Origin of the sequence: Pseudomonas sp. 8 R 14, assembly GCF_900005955.1 — a bacterium.
In the GTDB taxonomy this organism is placed as follows: Bacteria; Pseudomonadota; Gammaproteobacteria; order Pseudomonadales; family Pseudomonadaceae; genus Aquipseudomonas; species Aquipseudomonas marginalis.
On sequence record NZ_CVTH01000041.1, the window covers coordinates 42,281 to 57,498 of the forward strand.

Annotated in this window: 15 protein-coding genes; 8 read left to right on the forward strand and 7 right to left on the reverse strand. The window is 62.3% G+C overall.

The window, feature by feature from the left end; genetic code table 11:
- Positions 1-81: 81 nt before the first annotated feature.
- The gene (locus BFQ01_RS08590) at positions 82-2,271 is read right to left on the reverse strand and encodes a patatin-like phospholipase family protein (RefSeq protein WP_065924938.1); all 2,190 of its coding nucleotides are present in this window, start codon (positions 2,269-2,271) and stop codon (positions 82-84) included.
- Positions 2,272-2,355: 84 nt separating this feature from the next.
- Between BFQ01_RS08590 and BFQ01_RS08595 the strand changes: the two genes are divergently transcribed.
- Positions 2,356-2,643 carry a SelT/SelW/SelH family protein gene (locus BFQ01_RS08595; protein WP_065924939.1) on the forward strand — a complete coding sequence of 96 codons (288 nt, stop codon included), beginning with the start codon at positions 2,356-2,358 and terminating at the stop codon, positions 2,641-2,643.
- A 41-nt stretch (positions 2,644-2,684) separates the two neighbouring features.
- Here the strand turns inward: BFQ01_RS08595 and BFQ01_RS08600 are convergent, their stop codons facing one another.
- From BFQ01_RS08600 to BFQ01_RS08610, 3 genes are all read right to left on the reverse strand, one after another.
- On the reverse strand, positions 2,685-2,966 hold the full coding sequence (locus tag BFQ01_RS08600; protein WP_027603827.1) for a hypothetical protein: 282 nt from the start codon (positions 2,964-2,966) through the stop codon (positions 2,685-2,687).
- 131 nt (positions 2,967-3,097) lie between these two features.
- Positions 3,098-3,982, reverse strand: a complete 885-nt coding sequence (locus tag BFQ01_RS08605; RefSeq protein ID WP_065924940.1) for a DMT family transporter — start codon at positions 3,980-3,982, stop codon at positions 3,098-3,100.
- A 99-nt stretch (positions 3,983-4,081) separates the two neighbouring features.
- Positions 4,082-4,831, reverse strand: a complete 750-nt coding sequence (locus BFQ01_RS08610; RefSeq protein ID WP_065924941.1) for a helix-turn-helix transcriptional regulator — start codon at positions 4,829-4,831, stop codon at positions 4,082-4,084.
- A gap of 137 nt (positions 4,832-4,968) precedes the next feature.
- Between BFQ01_RS08610 and BFQ01_RS08615 the strand changes: the two genes are divergently transcribed.
- The gene (locus BFQ01_RS08615; RefSeq protein ID WP_065924942.1) at positions 4,969-5,778 is read left to right on the forward strand and encodes a UDP-2,3-diacylglucosamine diphosphatase; all 810 of its coding nucleotides are present in this window, start codon (positions 4,969-4,971) and stop codon (positions 5,776-5,778) included.
- Positions 5,779-5,914: 136 nt separating this feature from the next.
- Here BFQ01_RS08615 and BFQ01_RS08620 read toward each other — a convergent pair whose 3' ends face one another.
- The 3 genes from BFQ01_RS08620 to phhA form a co-directional block, all read right to left on the reverse strand.
- Positions 5,915-7,108: an amino acid aminotransferase gene (locus BFQ01_RS08620; protein WP_065924943.1), complete on the reverse strand. Its 1,194-nt coding sequence runs from the start codon at positions 7,106-7,108 to the stop codon at positions 5,915-5,917.
- Complete coding sequence (locus BFQ01_RS08625) at positions 7,108-7,464, reverse strand: 4a-hydroxytetrahydrobiopterin dehydratase (RefSeq protein WP_010208721.1); 357 nt, start codon at positions 7,462-7,464, stop codon at positions 7,108-7,110. Before BFQ01_RS08625 ends, BFQ01_RS08620 begins: the two co-directional genes overlap by 1 nt.
- A gap of 105 nt (positions 7,465-7,569) precedes the next feature.
- On the reverse strand, positions 7,570-8,361 hold the full coding sequence (gene phhA / locus BFQ01_RS08630) for a phenylalanine 4-monooxygenase (RefSeq protein ID WP_065924944.1): 792 nt from the start codon (positions 8,359-8,361) through the stop codon (positions 7,570-7,572).
- Positions 8,362-8,618: 257 nt separating this feature from the next.
- Here phhA and BFQ01_RS08635 point away from each other — a divergent pair, with 257 nt between their 5' ends.
- The 6 genes from BFQ01_RS08635 (at position 8,619) to flgJ (ending at position 15,209) form a co-directional block, all read left to right on the forward strand.
- Positions 8,619-10,181: a sigma-54-dependent transcriptional regulator gene (locus BFQ01_RS08635; RefSeq protein ID WP_065924945.1), complete on the forward strand. Its 1,563-nt coding sequence runs from the start codon at positions 8,619-8,621 to the stop codon at positions 10,179-10,181.
- 291 nt (positions 10,182-10,472) lie between these two features.
- Positions 10,473-11,213, forward strand: a complete 741-nt coding sequence (locus BFQ01_RS08640) for a flagellar basal body rod protein FlgF (protein ID WP_065924946.1) — start codon at positions 10,473-10,475, stop codon at positions 11,211-11,213.
- Positions 11,214-11,285: 72 nt separating this feature from the next.
- Positions 11,286-12,071, forward strand: a complete 786-nt coding sequence (gene flgG / locus BFQ01_RS08645; RefSeq protein WP_027603835.1) for a flagellar basal-body rod protein FlgG — start codon at positions 11,286-11,288, stop codon at positions 12,069-12,071.
- 53 nt (positions 12,072-12,124) lie between these two features.
- On the forward strand, positions 12,125-12,820 hold the full coding sequence (gene flgH / locus BFQ01_RS08650; protein WP_065924947.1) for a flagellar basal body L-ring protein FlgH: 696 nt from the start codon (positions 12,125-12,127) through the stop codon (positions 12,818-12,820).
- 27 nt (positions 12,821-12,847) lie between these two features.
- Positions 12,848-13,936 carry a flagellar basal body P-ring protein FlgI gene (locus BFQ01_RS08655; protein WP_033901075.1) on the forward strand — a complete coding sequence of 363 codons (1,089 nt, stop codon included), beginning with the start codon at positions 12,848-12,850 and terminating at the stop codon, positions 13,934-13,936.
- 4 nt (positions 13,937-13,940) lie between these two features.
- The gene (gene flgJ, locus BFQ01_RS08660) at positions 13,941-15,209 is read left to right on the forward strand and encodes a flagellar assembly peptidoglycan hydrolase FlgJ (RefSeq protein WP_065924948.1); all 1,269 of its coding nucleotides are present in this window, start codon (positions 13,941-13,943) and stop codon (positions 15,207-15,209) included.
- Positions 15,210-15,218 lie beyond the last annotated feature (9 nt).

Genomic DNA, 15,218 nt, shown 5'->3' on the forward strand with positions numbered 1-15,218 from the left:
TCAGGGCCGCTCCGCAGCCCAGCGCGGGGCAAGCCCGCTCACCACAATTAATAGCCGCTCCAACACGGGTGCAGCGTTGTATCAGAACGTCTGCCCCAGGTTCAGGTACACCGCCTTCTGATTATCATCGTTGAAGCCATAGCTGAAATTCAGCGGCCCCAGCGGTGTATCAAACCCGAGGAAAATACTCGCGGCGTTGATATAGCCGCTGTCGAATTCATTGTCGTTGTTCCATGCCCGGCCGCGTTCCAGGGACGCGCCCAGGTACAGCGGGAAATCCAGCGGCAGGTAGGAGCGCGGTGTCAGCCGGCGGTAGTACACCGCGCGCATCAAGCTGATGTTCTGCCCGGATATCGCATCCTGGCGGAAGCCCGACAACTGCCGCGCCCCCCCCAGCAGGAAGCTGGAAATCACCACGTCCGAATCATCCAGGGTACGCCCGTAGCGCCCGCCCAGTACCAGGGTGTCCGGACCATGGCTCATGGCCTTGTCCAGCTTGAACTCCCATTGTCGATAGCGCTGGTCCGAGCCCAACCCCGGTTCGAATTCGCGAAACGCCAAGCCAATGTCCTCGCCGCTGTGGGGGAAGTACACGTTATCCAGGGAGTCGAATGAATACTTCAGTTCATAGAAGCCTTCGCTGAAGCTCACACTTGGCAGGTCGCGGTCGCCGATGCGCACATCCGCCTTGCCCCAGGCCTCGCCGACGCCGAAGCGGATCTCACCGCTGTTGCCGATCTGCCGCCCCACGTTGAGGCCGAAGCCGTAGCGTTCCAGGCGGTATTCGGAGATGGGGTCGTTGTCCAGGATCAGCTCGACGTTCTGTGCCTGGGCGCTGATATACGGCGCGACAAAATAGCGCGAACCGGTATCCATCGGCTGGTAGAACTCGCTGTAAAGCTCCTGCCGATCACCGATCTGTACCCGCGTCAGCCACTCGGCGCCCAGGCGATTGATGCCGTTCATGCGGTAGCTGGCGCCGAGGTTGAAGGCGCTGTCGCCGCGCATGTCGTCCGACAGGTTCAGGCCCAGGCGCAGGTAGTCGGTGCCGCTGCGTTTGCCGCGCGCGCTGATCACCAGGGTGTTGTCCTGGCCCTTTTTCACCACGCGGTATTGCACCTGCTCGAAGTAATCCAGGCCATACAGGGTGCCCATGTCGGTCTGCAGGCGGCCAAGTTCCAGCGGTTGGCCCAACGGTTGGCGGATGTAGTAGCGGATCACGTCGTCGCTGACCTTCGAGTCGTTCTCCACCTTGATCGCGGTTATCACCGGGGTGCGTTCGCCCGGGGTACGCGCGGCTACCAGTTGCGGGTCGATCGGCTCGGCGGGGCGCAAATGGGCCAGGCGAACGTCAAGGGCGCGGGTGGCGCGGTAGCCGGCATCGATCATGTCCTTGGCGCGGCCGAAATCCGTCACGCCATAGGCGGCCAGCGGCGGCTGGATCAGTACGTCCTTGGGATGCAGGGCCTTGAGTTGTTCTTCGGAGTTGCGCCGGGTCATCAGGGTGATGGACTGGTTGAGCACGTCCACCACCGTTGCCAGTTGCTTGCGTGAACGCAACGGGGTGCCGATGTCGACCACGATGGCGATGTCCACGCCCATCTCACGCGCCACATCCAGTGGGATGTTATCGGTCATGCCGCCATCCACCAGCAGGCGACCATCCAGCTCCACCGGCGCGAACACGGCCGGGATCGACATGCTGGCGCGGATCACCTGGGGCAGGTGGCCCTTGCTGAATACCACTTTCTCGCCGGTGGTGATGTCGGTGGCCACGGCGCGAAAGGGGATCGGCAGCTTGTCGAAATTACGCGTGTTGCTGGTGTGGGCGAACATGCTTTCCAGCAGCAGCGCCAGGTTCTGGCCCTGGATCACTCCAAGGGGCAGGCCGAGGCTGCCGTCATCGCGGAAGCTGAGCTTCTGCTTGACCAGGAAATCCCGGTCATCCTGCTTGCGTCGAAACGGCACGTCTTCCCGTGGCGGTGCGTCGGACAGCGCCTGTTGCCAGTCGATGCCCAGGGCCAGTTTTTCCAGCTCATCGATCTTGTAGCCCGACGCATACAGCCCGCCAATCACCGCGCCCATGCTGGTGCCGGCAATCGCGTCGATATGAATACCCTGTTCCTCCAGGGCCTTGAGCACGCCGATATGGGCCAGGCCTCGGGCGGCACCGCCGGACAACACCAGGCCGATTTTGGGGCGGGGCGTCTCAACGGCGTCGGCAAGAAGCGGGAGCAGGCACAGGAACAGGCAGGACAACAGGCGGCGCATCATGAATCTCGAGGCTGGGCGATAAAGGCCGGTATTATAGCCATCCGATCCGCCGAGCCCGTCACACCAGGAGCCTCTCAAATTATGTCGCTGAGCAAACCCGAGATTGTCATCACCTATTGCACCCAGTGCCAGTGGCTGCTGCGCGCCGCGTGGCTGGCGCAGGAGTTGTTGAGTACGTTTGCCGATGACCTCGGCCGGGTGGCGCTGGAACCGGCCACCGGCGGGGCGTTTCGGATCACCTGCGATGGCGTGCAGATCTGGGAGCGCAAGGCGGATGGTGGCTTCCCTGAAGCCAAGGTGCTCAAGCAACGGGTGCGCGACCAGATCGATCCACAGCGCGACCTGGGCCACAACGACCGTACGCCATGAAGGTCACCGCCACATCAGGGCGGTGACCCCTCAGTGCGCCGCTATTTGGCGGCCATCTTGCTTTTGATGAAGCCCACGACCCAGGTCAGCACCAGGCCGCCCACGCCGCCGCCGACGATATTGCTGCCGACTGCCGCCACATCCAGCGCCTCGCCGCCCGATGTGCCGGTCAGCGCGGCCACGACCTGGCCCAGCACGAGCCCGCCGACACCCCCCAGCATGGTATTGAGCCCGGTGCCCAGGCTTTGTTTGGTCATGCCGGCCAAATTGCCACCGACGGCACCGCTGATGATCTGAACCAACAAGCTGATGAACATTTCCATGATGAAACCCCTGCATCGCGTTGATGGAGTGACCACTCGCGTGCAGCAACTGCAGAAAACACCATGGCTGTCGTCGAGGAGTCTTTATCCGTTGAACGACGGCTGACTGTTGCGGATGTTTAAAGTATAGATCAGGCCGTTGCAGCGGGCTGTCTGGCCTGGCTGGCGCTGCCCATCAGCCCGGAAAGCACGATGGCGACGATGATCAACGCGCCGCCCAGCAACATGCGCAGGGTCGGGGTTTCGGCAAACAGCAGCCAGGCCACGGTGATGCCGTAGACCGGCTCCATGGCGAACACCACCGAGGCGGTGCGCGCCTTGATCACCGCGAGGCTGGCAACAAACAGGCTGTGGGCCAGGCCGGTGCAGAACACCCCAAGCAGGCCGATCCACAACCAGTCCAGCGCGCGCACGTCCGCCAGCCCCGGCGCGGCCACGGGCAGCAGGCACACCGCGACCACCACGTTCTGGCACAGCGCTGCCTGCACGGCGGGAATCCGTCCGGAGCTGGCGCGGTTGTTCAGCGACAACAATGAGAACAGCAAACCCGAGACAATCCCCCAAAGCAGGCCGCCCGTGGCTTCGCTGGCGAGATTGAAGTCCGGCGTCACCAGCACCAGGCCAACGGTGACCAAGGCCACCAGCACGATTTCATTGGCGCGGATATGCTCGCGGAAGATCAGCCCTTCGAGGATCACGGTAAACGCCGGGAATGCGGTGAACCCCAGCGTGGCGACGGCTACGCCGGCGACCTTGACGGCAATGAAGAACGTCACCCAATGCGCCGCCAGCAACACGCCGCTGACCAGCAGGCGGCGCCAGTCCTGCAGCGCCAGGGTTTTCCAGGGGGCGTTGCTGGCGAAGCGTGCAAACACTGCCAGGGCAATCACGGCAAACGCGGCGCGCCCGAAGACGATGATGGCCGGGGAGGCGGCCGCCAGCTTGCCGAATACGCCGGTGAGGCCAAACATCAGTGCGCCGATATGCAGGGCGCCGAGGGCTGAGCGGGGAGTCATTGCGATCCTTGAACCAACGGGAGTGACAGGTTCGCAGTCTAGAGGGTGCCGGTGTGTGCGTCTGTCGTGGGACTCGCGATTTTTAGCGCAAGGCTCGCCCTATGTGGCGCGCCGCAACGCGCCGGGAGAGGCGCCGAATTCGCGCAGCATAGCGGCGGCAAAGGCGCTTTGTGAGGTGTAGCCAACCCGCACGGCGATTTCACCGACGGGCAGCGGCGTCTCGCGCAGCAGGTTCAGGGCCAGTTGCAGGCGCCGGCTGCGGATGTAATCCATGGGCGTCTGCCCGCATTCGGCGATAAAGCGCGCATGCAGGCGCGCCACCGACAGGCCGGCGATGCGCGCCAGGTCGGCGACCTGCAACGGATGGGCAACGTGTCGCTCGATATGCGCATTGAATGCCCCATACGGCAGGCGACGGCCCGGCACCTGCGGGGCCTGCGGATGATTGAGGCTGGCCAGCAACAGCACCGCACCGTGTTGGGCGATCAATGGATCATCCACGGGGCTGTGCGCCAGCCATTGCACCAGTTGGTGCTGCCGGGAATCCAGGGCCAGGCGTGCCGGTTGATCGAGCAGGCGGCGGCTGGCGTCGGCGTGTTCGCCCAGGGATTGCAGGAGCCAATGCTCCGTGGGCACATCCAGCACCAGGCAACGGCTGCCATCGCGACTGCCACAGGCGTGGTGGGCGGAGAAGGGCAGCACCATCACGCTGCTTTCGCGCACCTGGCTGCCACGGCCGTCGACTTCCAGGTCCAGGTGGCCGGACAGGCCGAACACCAACTGCGCATGGTCATGGCTGTGGGCGATGGGCGCTTCGAGGTAGTGGCGTAACGTGAGCGACGGTCTCATCGCGGTCTCCTGGGCGGCAGGGCGCCAGTCTACAACGCTTCGCGGCCGGCGGGCGCTGTCATCGGACTGACGCACGACTGTCATGGGCTATTAATCGCCAGGGCGCAAGCTCGCGAAAACAGCGTCGAGGGATGCCCATGACCAGTGCCGAGTTCACCAAGCCCAGCCGCAAGCAGCGGGTTCGTACCCTGTGGATTTCCGACGTGCACCTGGGCACCCGGGATTGCCAGGCCGAACACCTATCGCAGTTCCTCAAGGGCTACCACGCCGATAAGGTCTACCTGGTGGGCGATATCATCGACGGCTGGAAAATGCGCGGCGGCATGTATTGGCCCCAGGCCCATACCAACGTGATCCGTCGCCTGCTGACCATGGCCAAGCGCGGTACCGAGGTGATCTACGTCACCGGCAACCACGACGAGTTCCTGCGCCGCTACTCCAAGCTGATCCTGGGCAATATCCAGTTGGTGGATGAGGCGGTGCACGTGACGGCCGACGGTCGCCATCTGCTGGTGATCCACGGCGACCAGTTCGATGTGATCACCCGCTATCACCGTTGGCTGGCGTTCCTGGGCGACTCGGCCTACGAGTTCACACTCACCTTGAACCGCTGGTTGAACCACTGGCGCGCCCGCTACGGCTATGGCTACTGGTCTTTGTCGGCGTACCTGAAACACAAGGTCAAAACCGCCGTGAGCTTTATCAGCGATTTTGAAGAGGCCATCGCCCACGAAGTGACCCGGCGCGAGTTGCATGGCGTGGTGTGCGGGCATATCCACCATGCGGAGATTCGCAAGGTGGGCGAGGTGGATTACCTCAACTGCGGGGATTGGGTGGAGTCGTGCACGGCGTTGATCGAGCACTGGGACGGGAGCATCGAGTTGTATCGGTTGGCGGATGCCCAGGCGAAAGAAGCGCAGTTGAAAGCTGAGATGATCACAAACTGAAGGCCAACCACAGTCCAACTGTAGGAGCGAGCTTGCTCGCGAAAAACGTCAACGATAACGCGTGCAGCCTGAATAGGCGCGGTGCTTATGAGTTCTTCGCGAGCAAGCTCGCTCCTACGATTGGTTTTGTGTTTCTTCAGTTGGAGACGTCGGCGATGGCTTCGGCCAGAAGTGTCAGGCGTGTCGCATCAATACCCGCCACGTTGGCCCGCCCCGAACTGACCATATACACGCTGTGCTTCTCGCGCAGTTGCTTGACCTGCTCGGCACTCAAGCCGGTGTAGGAAAACATCCCGCGTTGCGCCCCAATGTGCGCAAACCGTTCCGATAGGCCATGGGGCGCCAACGCCTCCACCAGTCCGGAACGCAACTGCGCGATTCGCGCACGCATGGCTTCGACTTCCTCGCTCCACTGCTTTTTCAGCTCGGCATCCCCCAGGATGGTCGCGACCACCGCCGCACCATGGTCCGGCGGCGTCGACCACAGGTTGCGCGCGGTATTCGCCAGTTGGCTGCGTACATCCTTCAGCTTCTCGGCATCCGCCGCGCACACGATCAACGCGCCGACACGGTCGCGGTACAGGCCGAAGTTCTTCGAGCACGAACTGGTGATCAATACTTCCGGCAGTTCAGCCGCAAACAAGCGCACCGCCCAGGCGTCCTGCTCCAGGCCGTCGCCAAAGCCCTGGTAGGCGAAGTCGATCAGTGGCAGCAACTGGCGCTCACGCACGATGTGCAGTACCTGGCGCCAGTCATCCTGGGACAGGTCGAAGCCGGTCGGGTTATGGCAGCAGGCGTGCAGCAAGACCACGTCGCCCTTGGGCACGGTGGAGAGGGTTGCCAGCATCGCCGCCACATCCAGGCGGTTATCCGCGCCCACGTAGGGGTAATGGCTGACCCTGAGCCCGGCCTTGGCAAAGATGGTTTCGTGGATCGGCCAGGTCGGGTCGCTCAACCACACGCCACGGCCGGGCAGGTTGTGGGCGATAAAGTCGGCGCTCAGGCGCAGGGCGCCGGTGCCGCCTGGGGTCTGGGTCGCGCCGGCACGGTGTTCGCGCAGTAGGGCGGAGTCGGCGCCCAGCACCAGTTCGCTGATCAGTGTGCCGAAGGCTGCATCACCGTGGCCGCCGATATAGGTCTTGGTGGCCTGGGTGTCGACCAGGCGCTGTTCGGCGCGCTTCACCGAAGCGGGAATCGGCGTCAGGCCCTGGTCGTCCTTATAAACGCCCACGCCGAGGTCGAACTTGTGCGGGTTGGCGTCCTGGGCATACAGGTCCATCAAGCCGAGGATCGGGTCGCCGGGCACGCGGCCTATGGCATCGAAATGCATTACTTGCGGCCCTCGGCGTCCTTGGCCACTTCGTCGGTGCGCGCGGCCATGATGAAGTCGTTGCGGTGCAGGCCCTTGATGGAGTGGCTCCACCAGGTCACGGTGACCTTGCCCCACTCGGTGAGCAGGCCTGGGTGATGGCCTTCGGCTTCGGAGATTTCACCCATGGCGTTGGTAAAGGCCAGGGCGAACTTGAAGTTCTTGAACAGGAAAACCTTTTCCAGCTGCATCACGCCGTCGCGCACTTCGATGTTCCAGTCGGGGATCTGCTTGAGCAGCACCGGCAGTTCTTCATCGCTGACTTGCGGGGCATCGGCGCGGCAGGCTTCGCAGTGGGCTTGGTTCAAGGTGGTCATGTGGTGGTGTCCTGAATTCGAGTGTTTAAAAACGGTCGTCAGTGGCGTCACCCTAAAGCAACGCGGGGCCAGGGAACAGACTCACCTGGCCTTAAAAGCTGAGGCTCACGCGGCTTTGGGCTTGGGTGGGAACTTCGGCGCGTGCAAGCCCAACTGCATACCGTGCTCGACCATGCCCATGATGTCTTCCTGCGCCACTTCGAACAGGCGCTTGAGGTTGGGCAATACGAAATACAGCGGTTGCAGGATGTCGATGCGATACGGGGTGCGCATCGCTTCCAGCGGGTCGAAGGCTTGATGTTCAGGCTGGTCGGACAGGCAGTACACGCTTTCCTTGGGCGACGACAAAATCCCGCCACCGTAGATACGCCGGCCGTCGGGGGTATCCACCAGGCCGAACTCGATGGTCATCCAGTACAGGCGCGCCAGGTATACCCGTTGCTCCTTGCTGGCCGCCAGGCCGAGCTTGCCGTAGGTGTGGGTGAACTCGGCAAACCACGGGTTGGTCAGCAGCGGGCAGTGGCCAAAGATCTCGTGGAAAATATCCGGCTCTTGCAGGTAATCCAGTTCTTCGCGGGTACGAATAAAGGTCGCCACCGGAAACTGCTTGTTGGCGAGTAATTCGAAGAAGGTCTGGAAGGGGATCAGCGCCGGCACGCGAGCGACTTGCCAGCCGGTGGTCGCGGCCAGCACCTGGTTGATTTCACCCAGTTGCGGGATGCGATCCAAGGGCAGGCCGAGCTTGTCGATGCCGTCCAGGTACTCTTGGCACGCGCGGCCCTCGATCACTTTCAACTGGCGGGTGATCAGGGTGTTCCACACCGCGTGTTCTTCCGGCGGGTAGTGGATAAAACCTTGCGCATCGGGCTCGCGGGCCACGTAGTGCGTCTGCTTCATACGGCTCTCCTGCTAGGCATTCGTTCTTGTTATGTCCTGGGATGAGCCTATTGATACGCCGTGCGGGGCAAGATTCCATCGGCTTCAGCATCGGCCGTGTAGGAAAAATTACTGGTTTTCGTAAAGTATTCGTTACGATTGCTTGGCTCAATACGGTATTGGGCTGGGAAAAGCCCCCAAGCTGTCACATAATCTTGACGACTATCTGCGCCCAGCGACAAAAAGACGCGGCGCCTACCCACTTTTCGAGCCTTTTCATGCGTATCAAAGTGCACTGCCAGAACCGCATCGGCATCCTGCGGGACATCCTCAACCTGTTGGTGGAGTACGGCGTCAACGTCGCCAAGGGTGAGGTGGGTGGCGAGCATGGCAACGCCATTTACCTGTTCTGCCCAAACCTGGTGAACATGCAATTCCAGGCGCTGCGCCCGCAGTTCGAGGCGATTGCCGGGGTGTTTGGCGTTAAACGGGTAGGGCTGATGCCCAGTGAGCGTCGACATATGGAGCTCAATGCGCTGCTCGGTGCGCTTGAGTTTCCGGTGCTGTCCATCGACATGGGCGGCTCCATCGTCGCCGCCAACCGCGCGGCCGCGCAGTTGCTCGGGGTACGGGTGGACGAGGTGCCGGGCATTCCGTTGTCGCGCTACGCCGAGGATTTCGACTTGCCGGAACTGGTGCGCGCGAGTAAATCGCGGATCAATGGCCTGCGGGTCAAGGTCAAGGGTGACGTGTTCCTGGCGGATATCGCACCGCTGCAGTCCTCCGAACATGACGACAGCGAAGCCATGGCCGGTGCCGTGTTGACCCTGCACCGTGCCGACCGCGTGGGCGAGCGTATCTACAATGTGCGCAAACAGGAGCTGCGCGGTTTCGACAGTATCTTCCAAAGCTCCAAGGTCATGGCCGCCGTGGTGCGTGAAGCCCGGCGCATGGCGCCGTTGGATGCGCCTCTATTAATAGAAGGCGAAACCGGCACCGGCAAAGAGTTGTTGGCACGCGCTTGCCACCTGGCCAGCCCGCGCGGGCAATCGCCGTTGATGGCGCTGAACTGCGCTGGGCTGCCCGAGTCGATGGCCGAGACCGAATTGTTCGGCTACGGCCCCGGCGCTTTTGAAGGCGCGCGGGCCGAAGGCAAGCTCGGGCTGCTGGAGCTGACGTCAGGCGGTACGTTGTTTCTCGATGGTGTCGGGGAAATGAGCGCGCGCTTGCAGGTGAAATTGCTGCGCTTCCTGCAGGACGGCTGCTTTCGGCGCGTGGGCAGTGACGAAGAGGTGTACCTGGATGTGCGGGTGATCTGCGCCACCCAGGTGGACCTGTCCGAACTCTGCGCCCGTGGCGAATTCCGCCAGGACCTCTATCACCGCCTCAACGTGCTGTCCTTGCATATCCCGCCCCTGCGCGAATGCCTCGACGGCCTTGCTCCCCTGGTCGAGCACTTTCTCGACCAGGCCAGCCGGCAGATTGGCTGCCCGCTGCCCAGGCTGGCGCCTGCCGCCATGGACAAGCTCAGCCACTACCACTGGCCGGGGAATGTGCGGCAGCTGGAAAACGTGCTGTTCCAGGCGGTATCGCTGTGTGACGGCGGGACGGTCAAGGTCGAACACATCCGCCTGCCGGACTACGGCGTGCGCCAACCCCTTGGCGACTTTTCCCTGGAGGGCGGTTTGGAGGCGATCGTCGGACGCTTCGAGAAGGCGGTGCTGGAGAGCCTGTATGCCGAGCATCCCAGCAGCCGGCAGTTGGGGAAACGCCTGGGGGTGTCACACACCACCATCGCCAATAAGTTGCGTGATTACGAAATCCTCAAGTCCGACAAATAACCCAATGTGGGAGGGGGCTTGCCCCCGATAGCGGTGTGTCAGCTAAGAGTAATCTGGCTGACAGACTGCCATCGGGGGCAAGCCCCCTCCCACATTGATCTGCGCCGTTGCCGTAAGCGGCAGTAGTCCGCCGTTTTTTCGACTATCCCTCCATCCATATTTTTCAATACCTTCGCGCAAACCCCCGTCGTTGCTGGGCTTCGTCCTCTTTTAAAAAGTTGGTTCGCAAATTGCTTAAGCCTCATCAGTACAGCGGTGGGCGGCAAGCCTGCGTCAGAAAGAGGAAAGAGCGTGGACAAGTACCTTTATGTGGCAATGACCGGCGCCAGCCAGAATGCACTGGCGCAGAAGGCCCATGCCAACAACTTGGCGAACATTTCCACCAACGGTTTTCAACGTGACCTGGAACAGGCGCGTTCGATGCCGGTGTTCGGTGACAGCTTTCCGGCGCGTGCGTTTGCCATGACCGAACGTCCCGCTACCGACTTCAGCCCTGGCGCCATGATCGAGACCGGTCGCGACCTGGATGTGGCGGTGAACGGCAATGGCTGGATGGCGGTGCAAACCCCCGATGGCGGTGAAGCCTACGTGCGCAGTGCCAGCATGAACGTCGATGCGCTGGGTGTGCTGCGCGCCGGCAACGGCATGCCGATCATGGGCAACGGTGGCCCGATCGCCGTACCGCCGCAGCAGAAAGTCGAAGTGGGCGCCGACGGCACCATCAGCATCCGCGCCATGGGCGAAGGCCCGCGGGTGATGGCTGAAGTGGACCGCATCAAGCTGGTCCAGCCCGACCTCAAGAATATGAATAAAGGCCTGGATGGCACCATCCATACCAAGGATGGCCAGCCGGCCGTCGCCGATGCGAACGTCACGCTGACCTCGGGTTTCCTGCAGGCGAGCAACGTCAACGCGGTTGAAGAAATGACCGCGGTCCTGGCGCTTTCCAAGCAGTTCGAGTTGCACATCAAGATGATGAACAGCGCCAAGGAAGACGACCAGGCCATGACCCGCGTAATGGCGATGAGCTGATAGCCGCGTTATTGACCGACTACTAATTTTTGCAGCGCAGCGCCAACAAACAGGCGCACGAAGGAGAACAGCATGCTTCCGGCTCTATGGGTTGCCAAAACAGGTCTGTCCGCCCAGGACACCAACCTGACCACCATTTCCAACAACTTGGCCAACGTGTCGACCACGGGTTTCAAACGTGACCGCGCCGAGTTCCAGGACTTGCTCTACCAGATCAAACGCCAGCCAGGCGCCCAGTCGACCCAGGACAGCGAATTGCCGTCGGGCCTGCAACTGGGTACCGGTGTGAAGATCGTCGGCACCCAGAAGAACTTCAACGCCGGTAACCTGCAGCAGACCGGGCAGCCGCTGGACATGGCCATCAACGGTAAAGGGTTCTTCCAGATCCTGCAGCCGGATGGGACCACTTCCTACACCCGTGACGGTACCTTCCACCTGGACTCCAATGGCCAGATCGTGACGGCCAACGGTTTCGCCCTGGAACCGGCTATCGTCGTGCCGAACAACGCCCAGACCTTCACCGTCGGCAACGACGGCACCGTGTCGATCACCGTGGCCGGTAACCCGGCGTCGCAAGTGATCGGCAACCTGCAAACCGCCGACTTCATCAACCCGGCCGGCCTGCAGGCGATGGGTAACAACCTGTTCCTGGAAACCGCTTCCAGCGGCGCGCCGCAAATCGGCACCCCTGGCCTGAACGGTTTCGGCACCACGCTGCAAAGCACCCTGGAAACCTCCAACGTCAGCACCGTTGAAGAGATGGTCAACATGATCACCACTCAACGCGCCTACGAGATGAACTCCAAGGTGATCTCCACCGCCGACCAGATGCTTTCGTTCGTAACGCAGAATCTGTAATCAAGTCTATGGGGCGCTCCTGAGAGCACCTGCAACACCGTGAGGTAAGGGTCATGAATCGCTATGTTTCCGTTCTGGCATTGAGTGGGATTGCCGTGCTCGCGGGCTGTGTCGCCCCGACGCCAAAACCCAATGACCCGTACTACGCGCCGGTGTTGCCGCGCACCCCACTGCCGGCGGCGGCCAACAACGGTTCGATCTACCAAGCCGGTTTCGAACAGAACCTGTACAGCGACCGCAAGGCGTTCCGGGTCGGTGACATCATCACCATCACCCTGAACGAACGCACCCAGGCCAGCAAGAATGCCAACTCCCAGGTGGGCAAGAACAGCACCGCCAGCCTTGGTTTGAGTTCTCTGTTTGGCGCCGTGCCCAACGTCAATAACCCGTTGAGCGACGGTGACCTGACCTTGAACGCCGGCTACAGCGGCAGCCGCGCTACCGACGGCAAGAGTGCGGCGGGGCAGGGCAACAGCCTGACCGGCTCGATCACCGTGACGGTCGCTGACGTATTGCCCAACGGCATCATTGCCGTGCGCGGCGAGAAGTGGATGACCCTCAACACTGGTGACGAATTGGTGCGCATAGCCGGTATGGTCCGCGCCGATGATATTTCCACGGACAACACCGTGCCTTCCACGCGGATTGCCGATGCACGCATTACCTATTCCGGTACCGGTGCTTTTGCTGATGCGAGTCAGCCCGGTTGGCTCGACCGTTTCTTCCTCAGCCCGCTGTTCCCTTTCTAGGTGACTACTTTGAAATTCAAACAGCTGATGGCGGCCGCACTGTTGCTGAGCCTGAGCGCAGTCGCCCAGGCCGAACGCCTGAAAGACATCGCCAGCATCTCCGGCGTGCGTTCCAACCAGTTGATCGGCTACGGCCTGGTGGTGGGGCTCAACGGAACGGGTGACCAGACCACCCAGACCCCGTTCACCCTGCAAACCTTCAACAACATGCTCTCGCAGTTCGGCATCAAGGTGCCGGCGGGTTCGGGCAACGTGCAGTTGAAGAACGTCGCGGCGGTGTCGATCAGTGCCGACTTGCCGGCGTTTTCCAAGCCGGGCCAGGTGGTCGACATCACTGTGTCGTCCATCGGTAACTCCAAAAGCCTGCGTGGCGGCACCCTGCTGATGACGCCGCTGAAAGGTATCGACGGCAACGTCTACGCCATCGCCCAGGGCAACCTGGTGGTGGGCGGGTTTGACGCTGAAGGTCGCGACGGTTCGAAGATCACTGTCAACGTGCCGTCGGCCGGGCGTATCCCGGGTGGCGCCACGGTTGAACGCACCGTGCCGAGCGGTTTCAACCAGGGCAACAGCCTGACCTTGAACCTCAACCGTTCGGACTTCACCACCGCCAAGCGTGTAGTCGACAAGATCAACGACATGCTCGGCCCTGGCGTGGCCCAGGCCATCGACGGCGGCTCGATCCGCGTCACCGCGCCGCTGGACCCCAGCCAGCGTGTGGACTACCTGTCGATCCTGGAAAACCTCGAAGTCGATCCGGGCCAGGCGGTGGCCAAGGTCATCATCAATTCGCGCACCGGTACCATCGTGATCGGCCAGAACGTCAAGGTCTCGCCGGCGGCGGTGACCCACGGCAGCCTGACCGTGACCATCACCGAAGACCCGATCGTCAGCCAGCCTGGGCCGTTGTCCAATGGCCAGACGGCGGTGGTGCCACGCTCGCGAGTGAATGCCCAGCAAGAAGCCAAGCCGATGTTCAAGTTCGGCCCCGGCACGACGCTGGATGAGATTGTGCGTGCGGTGAACCAGGTGGGCGCAGCGCCAGGCGACTTGATGGCGATCCTCGAAGCGTTGAAGCAGGCCGGCGCGTTGCAAGCCGACCTGATCGTGATTTAAGGCCATGGCCATGGACATGCGTAACAGCGGCCTGACCAGCACGGCGGATTCGGGTTCGTATTCCGACTTGAATCGCCTGAACCAACTGAAGGTCGGCGACAAGAACAGCGAAGGCAACATGCGCAAGGTGGCGCAGGAGTTCGAGTCGCTGTTCTTGAGCGAGATGCTCAAGTCCATGCGCTCGGCCACCGAGGCCCTGGGCAAGGACAACCCGATGAACACCCCGGCCGCCAAGCAGTACCAGGAAATGTACGACCAGCAACTGGCGGTGTCGATGTCCCGCGAAGGCGGCGGTATCGGCCTGGCCGATGTGCTGATGCGCCAGATGCAGAAGAACAAGCCGGTGGACGCCCAGGCGGCCACCTTGCAGGGCCCGGCGGCGGCCGAGGCGGTCAAGAAAGTCGATGTGCCGACGCAAATTGCCGCCGGTACCCAGGCCGAGGGCCCGCTGGGGCGTTCCAATGGCCAGCGTCCACTGTGGGCCTATCGCGTGGCGGAGCCCCAGGCGGGCGCTGCAGCGGCCCATAGCAATGACATCGCACTGATGAACCAGCGCCGTATCGCCTTGCCGAGCAAGCTCACCGATCGCCTGCTCGCCGGTATCGTGCCGAGCACCGACACCACCACCGTTGCCCAGGCGGCGCCGTTGCGTAACAGCGCGGCCGCCGACAATGTGGTCAACAGCACGGCGCGCACGTTTGCCGTGCCGAGCGGGCGCATGCAGGTCTACGGCCGCGCCGTGGCCCAGCCGCCATTGGCACCGGTGAAGAAGGCGTTCAGCTCCCAGGATGAGTTTGTCGCGACCATGTTGCCGATGGCCAAGGCGGCGGCCGCGCGTATCGGTGTCGATCCGAAGTACCTGGTGGCCCAGGCCGCCCTGGAAACCGGTTGGGGCAAGTCGGTGATGCGCGCCGAGGATGGCAGCAGCAGCCACAACCTGTTCGGCATCAAGGCCGGCCAGAGCTGGCAGGGCGGCCAGGCCCGTGCAATCACCAGCGAGTTTCGTGATGGGGCGATGGTCAAGGAAACGGCGCAGTTCCGGTCCTACGATTCTTACCAGGACAGCTTCCATGACCTCGTGACATTGCTGCAAAGCAATGATCGCTATAAAGATGTTGTGAAATCGGCCGACAACCCGGAACAGTTTGTACGCGAGTTGCAAAAAGCCGGGTACGCCACGGACCCGGCCTACGCCAGCAAGATTTCGCAGATCGCAAAAACCATGAACAGTTACCAGAATTACGCTGCCGCGGGCGCGACCACTCATTTATAAGGTCTGAAC

Excerpts from the sequence above, each read along its gene's own strand:
- BFQ01_RS08590 (WP_065924938.1), bottom strand. The coding sequence starts at position 2,271 with ATGCGCCGCCTGTTGTCCTGCCTGTTCCTGTGCCTGCTCCCGCTTCTT.
- BFQ01_RS08595 (WP_065924939.1), top strand. The coding sequence starts at position 2,356 with ATGTCGCTGAGCAAACCCGAGATTGTCATCACCTATTGCACCCAGTGC.
- BFQ01_RS08600 (WP_027603827.1), bottom strand. The coding sequence starts at position 2,966 with ATGGAAATGTTCATCAGCTTGTTGGTTCAGATCATCAGCGGTGCCGTC.
- BFQ01_RS08605 (WP_065924940.1), bottom strand. The coding sequence starts at position 3,982 with ATGACTCCCCGCTCAGCCCTCGGCGCCCTGCATATCGGCGCACTGATG.
- BFQ01_RS08610 (WP_065924941.1), bottom strand. The coding sequence starts at position 4,831 with ATGAGACCGTCGCTCACGTTACGCCACTACCTCGAAGCGCCCATCGCC.
- BFQ01_RS08615 (WP_065924942.1), top strand. The coding sequence starts at position 4,969 with ATGACCAGTGCCGAGTTCACCAAGCCCAGCCGCAAGCAGCGGGTTCGT.
- BFQ01_RS08620 (WP_065924943.1), bottom strand. The coding sequence starts at position 7,108 with ATGCATTTCGATGCCATAGGCCGCGTGCCCGGCGACCCGATCCTCGGC.
- BFQ01_RS08625 (WP_010208721.1), bottom strand. The coding sequence starts at position 7,464 with ATGACCACCTTGAACCAAGCCCACTGCGAAGCCTGCCGCGCCGATGCC.
- phhA (WP_065924944.1), bottom strand. The coding sequence starts at position 8,361 with ATGAAGCAGACGCACTACGTGGCCCGCGAGCCCGATGCGCAAGGTTTT.
- BFQ01_RS08635 (WP_065924945.1), top strand. The coding sequence starts at position 8,619 with ATGCGTATCAAAGTGCACTGCCAGAACCGCATCGGCATCCTGCGGGAC.
- flgG (WP_027603835.1), top strand. The coding sequence starts at position 11,286 with ATGCTTCCGGCTCTATGGGTTGCCAAAACAGGTCTGTCCGCCCAGGAC.
- flgH (WP_065924947.1), top strand. The coding sequence starts at position 12,125 with ATGAATCGCTATGTTTCCGTTCTGGCATTGAGTGGGATTGCCGTGCTC.
- BFQ01_RS08655 (WP_033901075.1), top strand. The coding sequence starts at position 12,848 with ATGGCGGCCGCACTGTTGCTGAGCCTGAGCGCAGTCGCCCAGGCCGAA.
- flgJ (WP_065924948.1), top strand. The coding sequence starts at position 13,941 with ATGGCCATGGACATGCGTAACAGCGGCCTGACCAGCACGGCGGATTCG.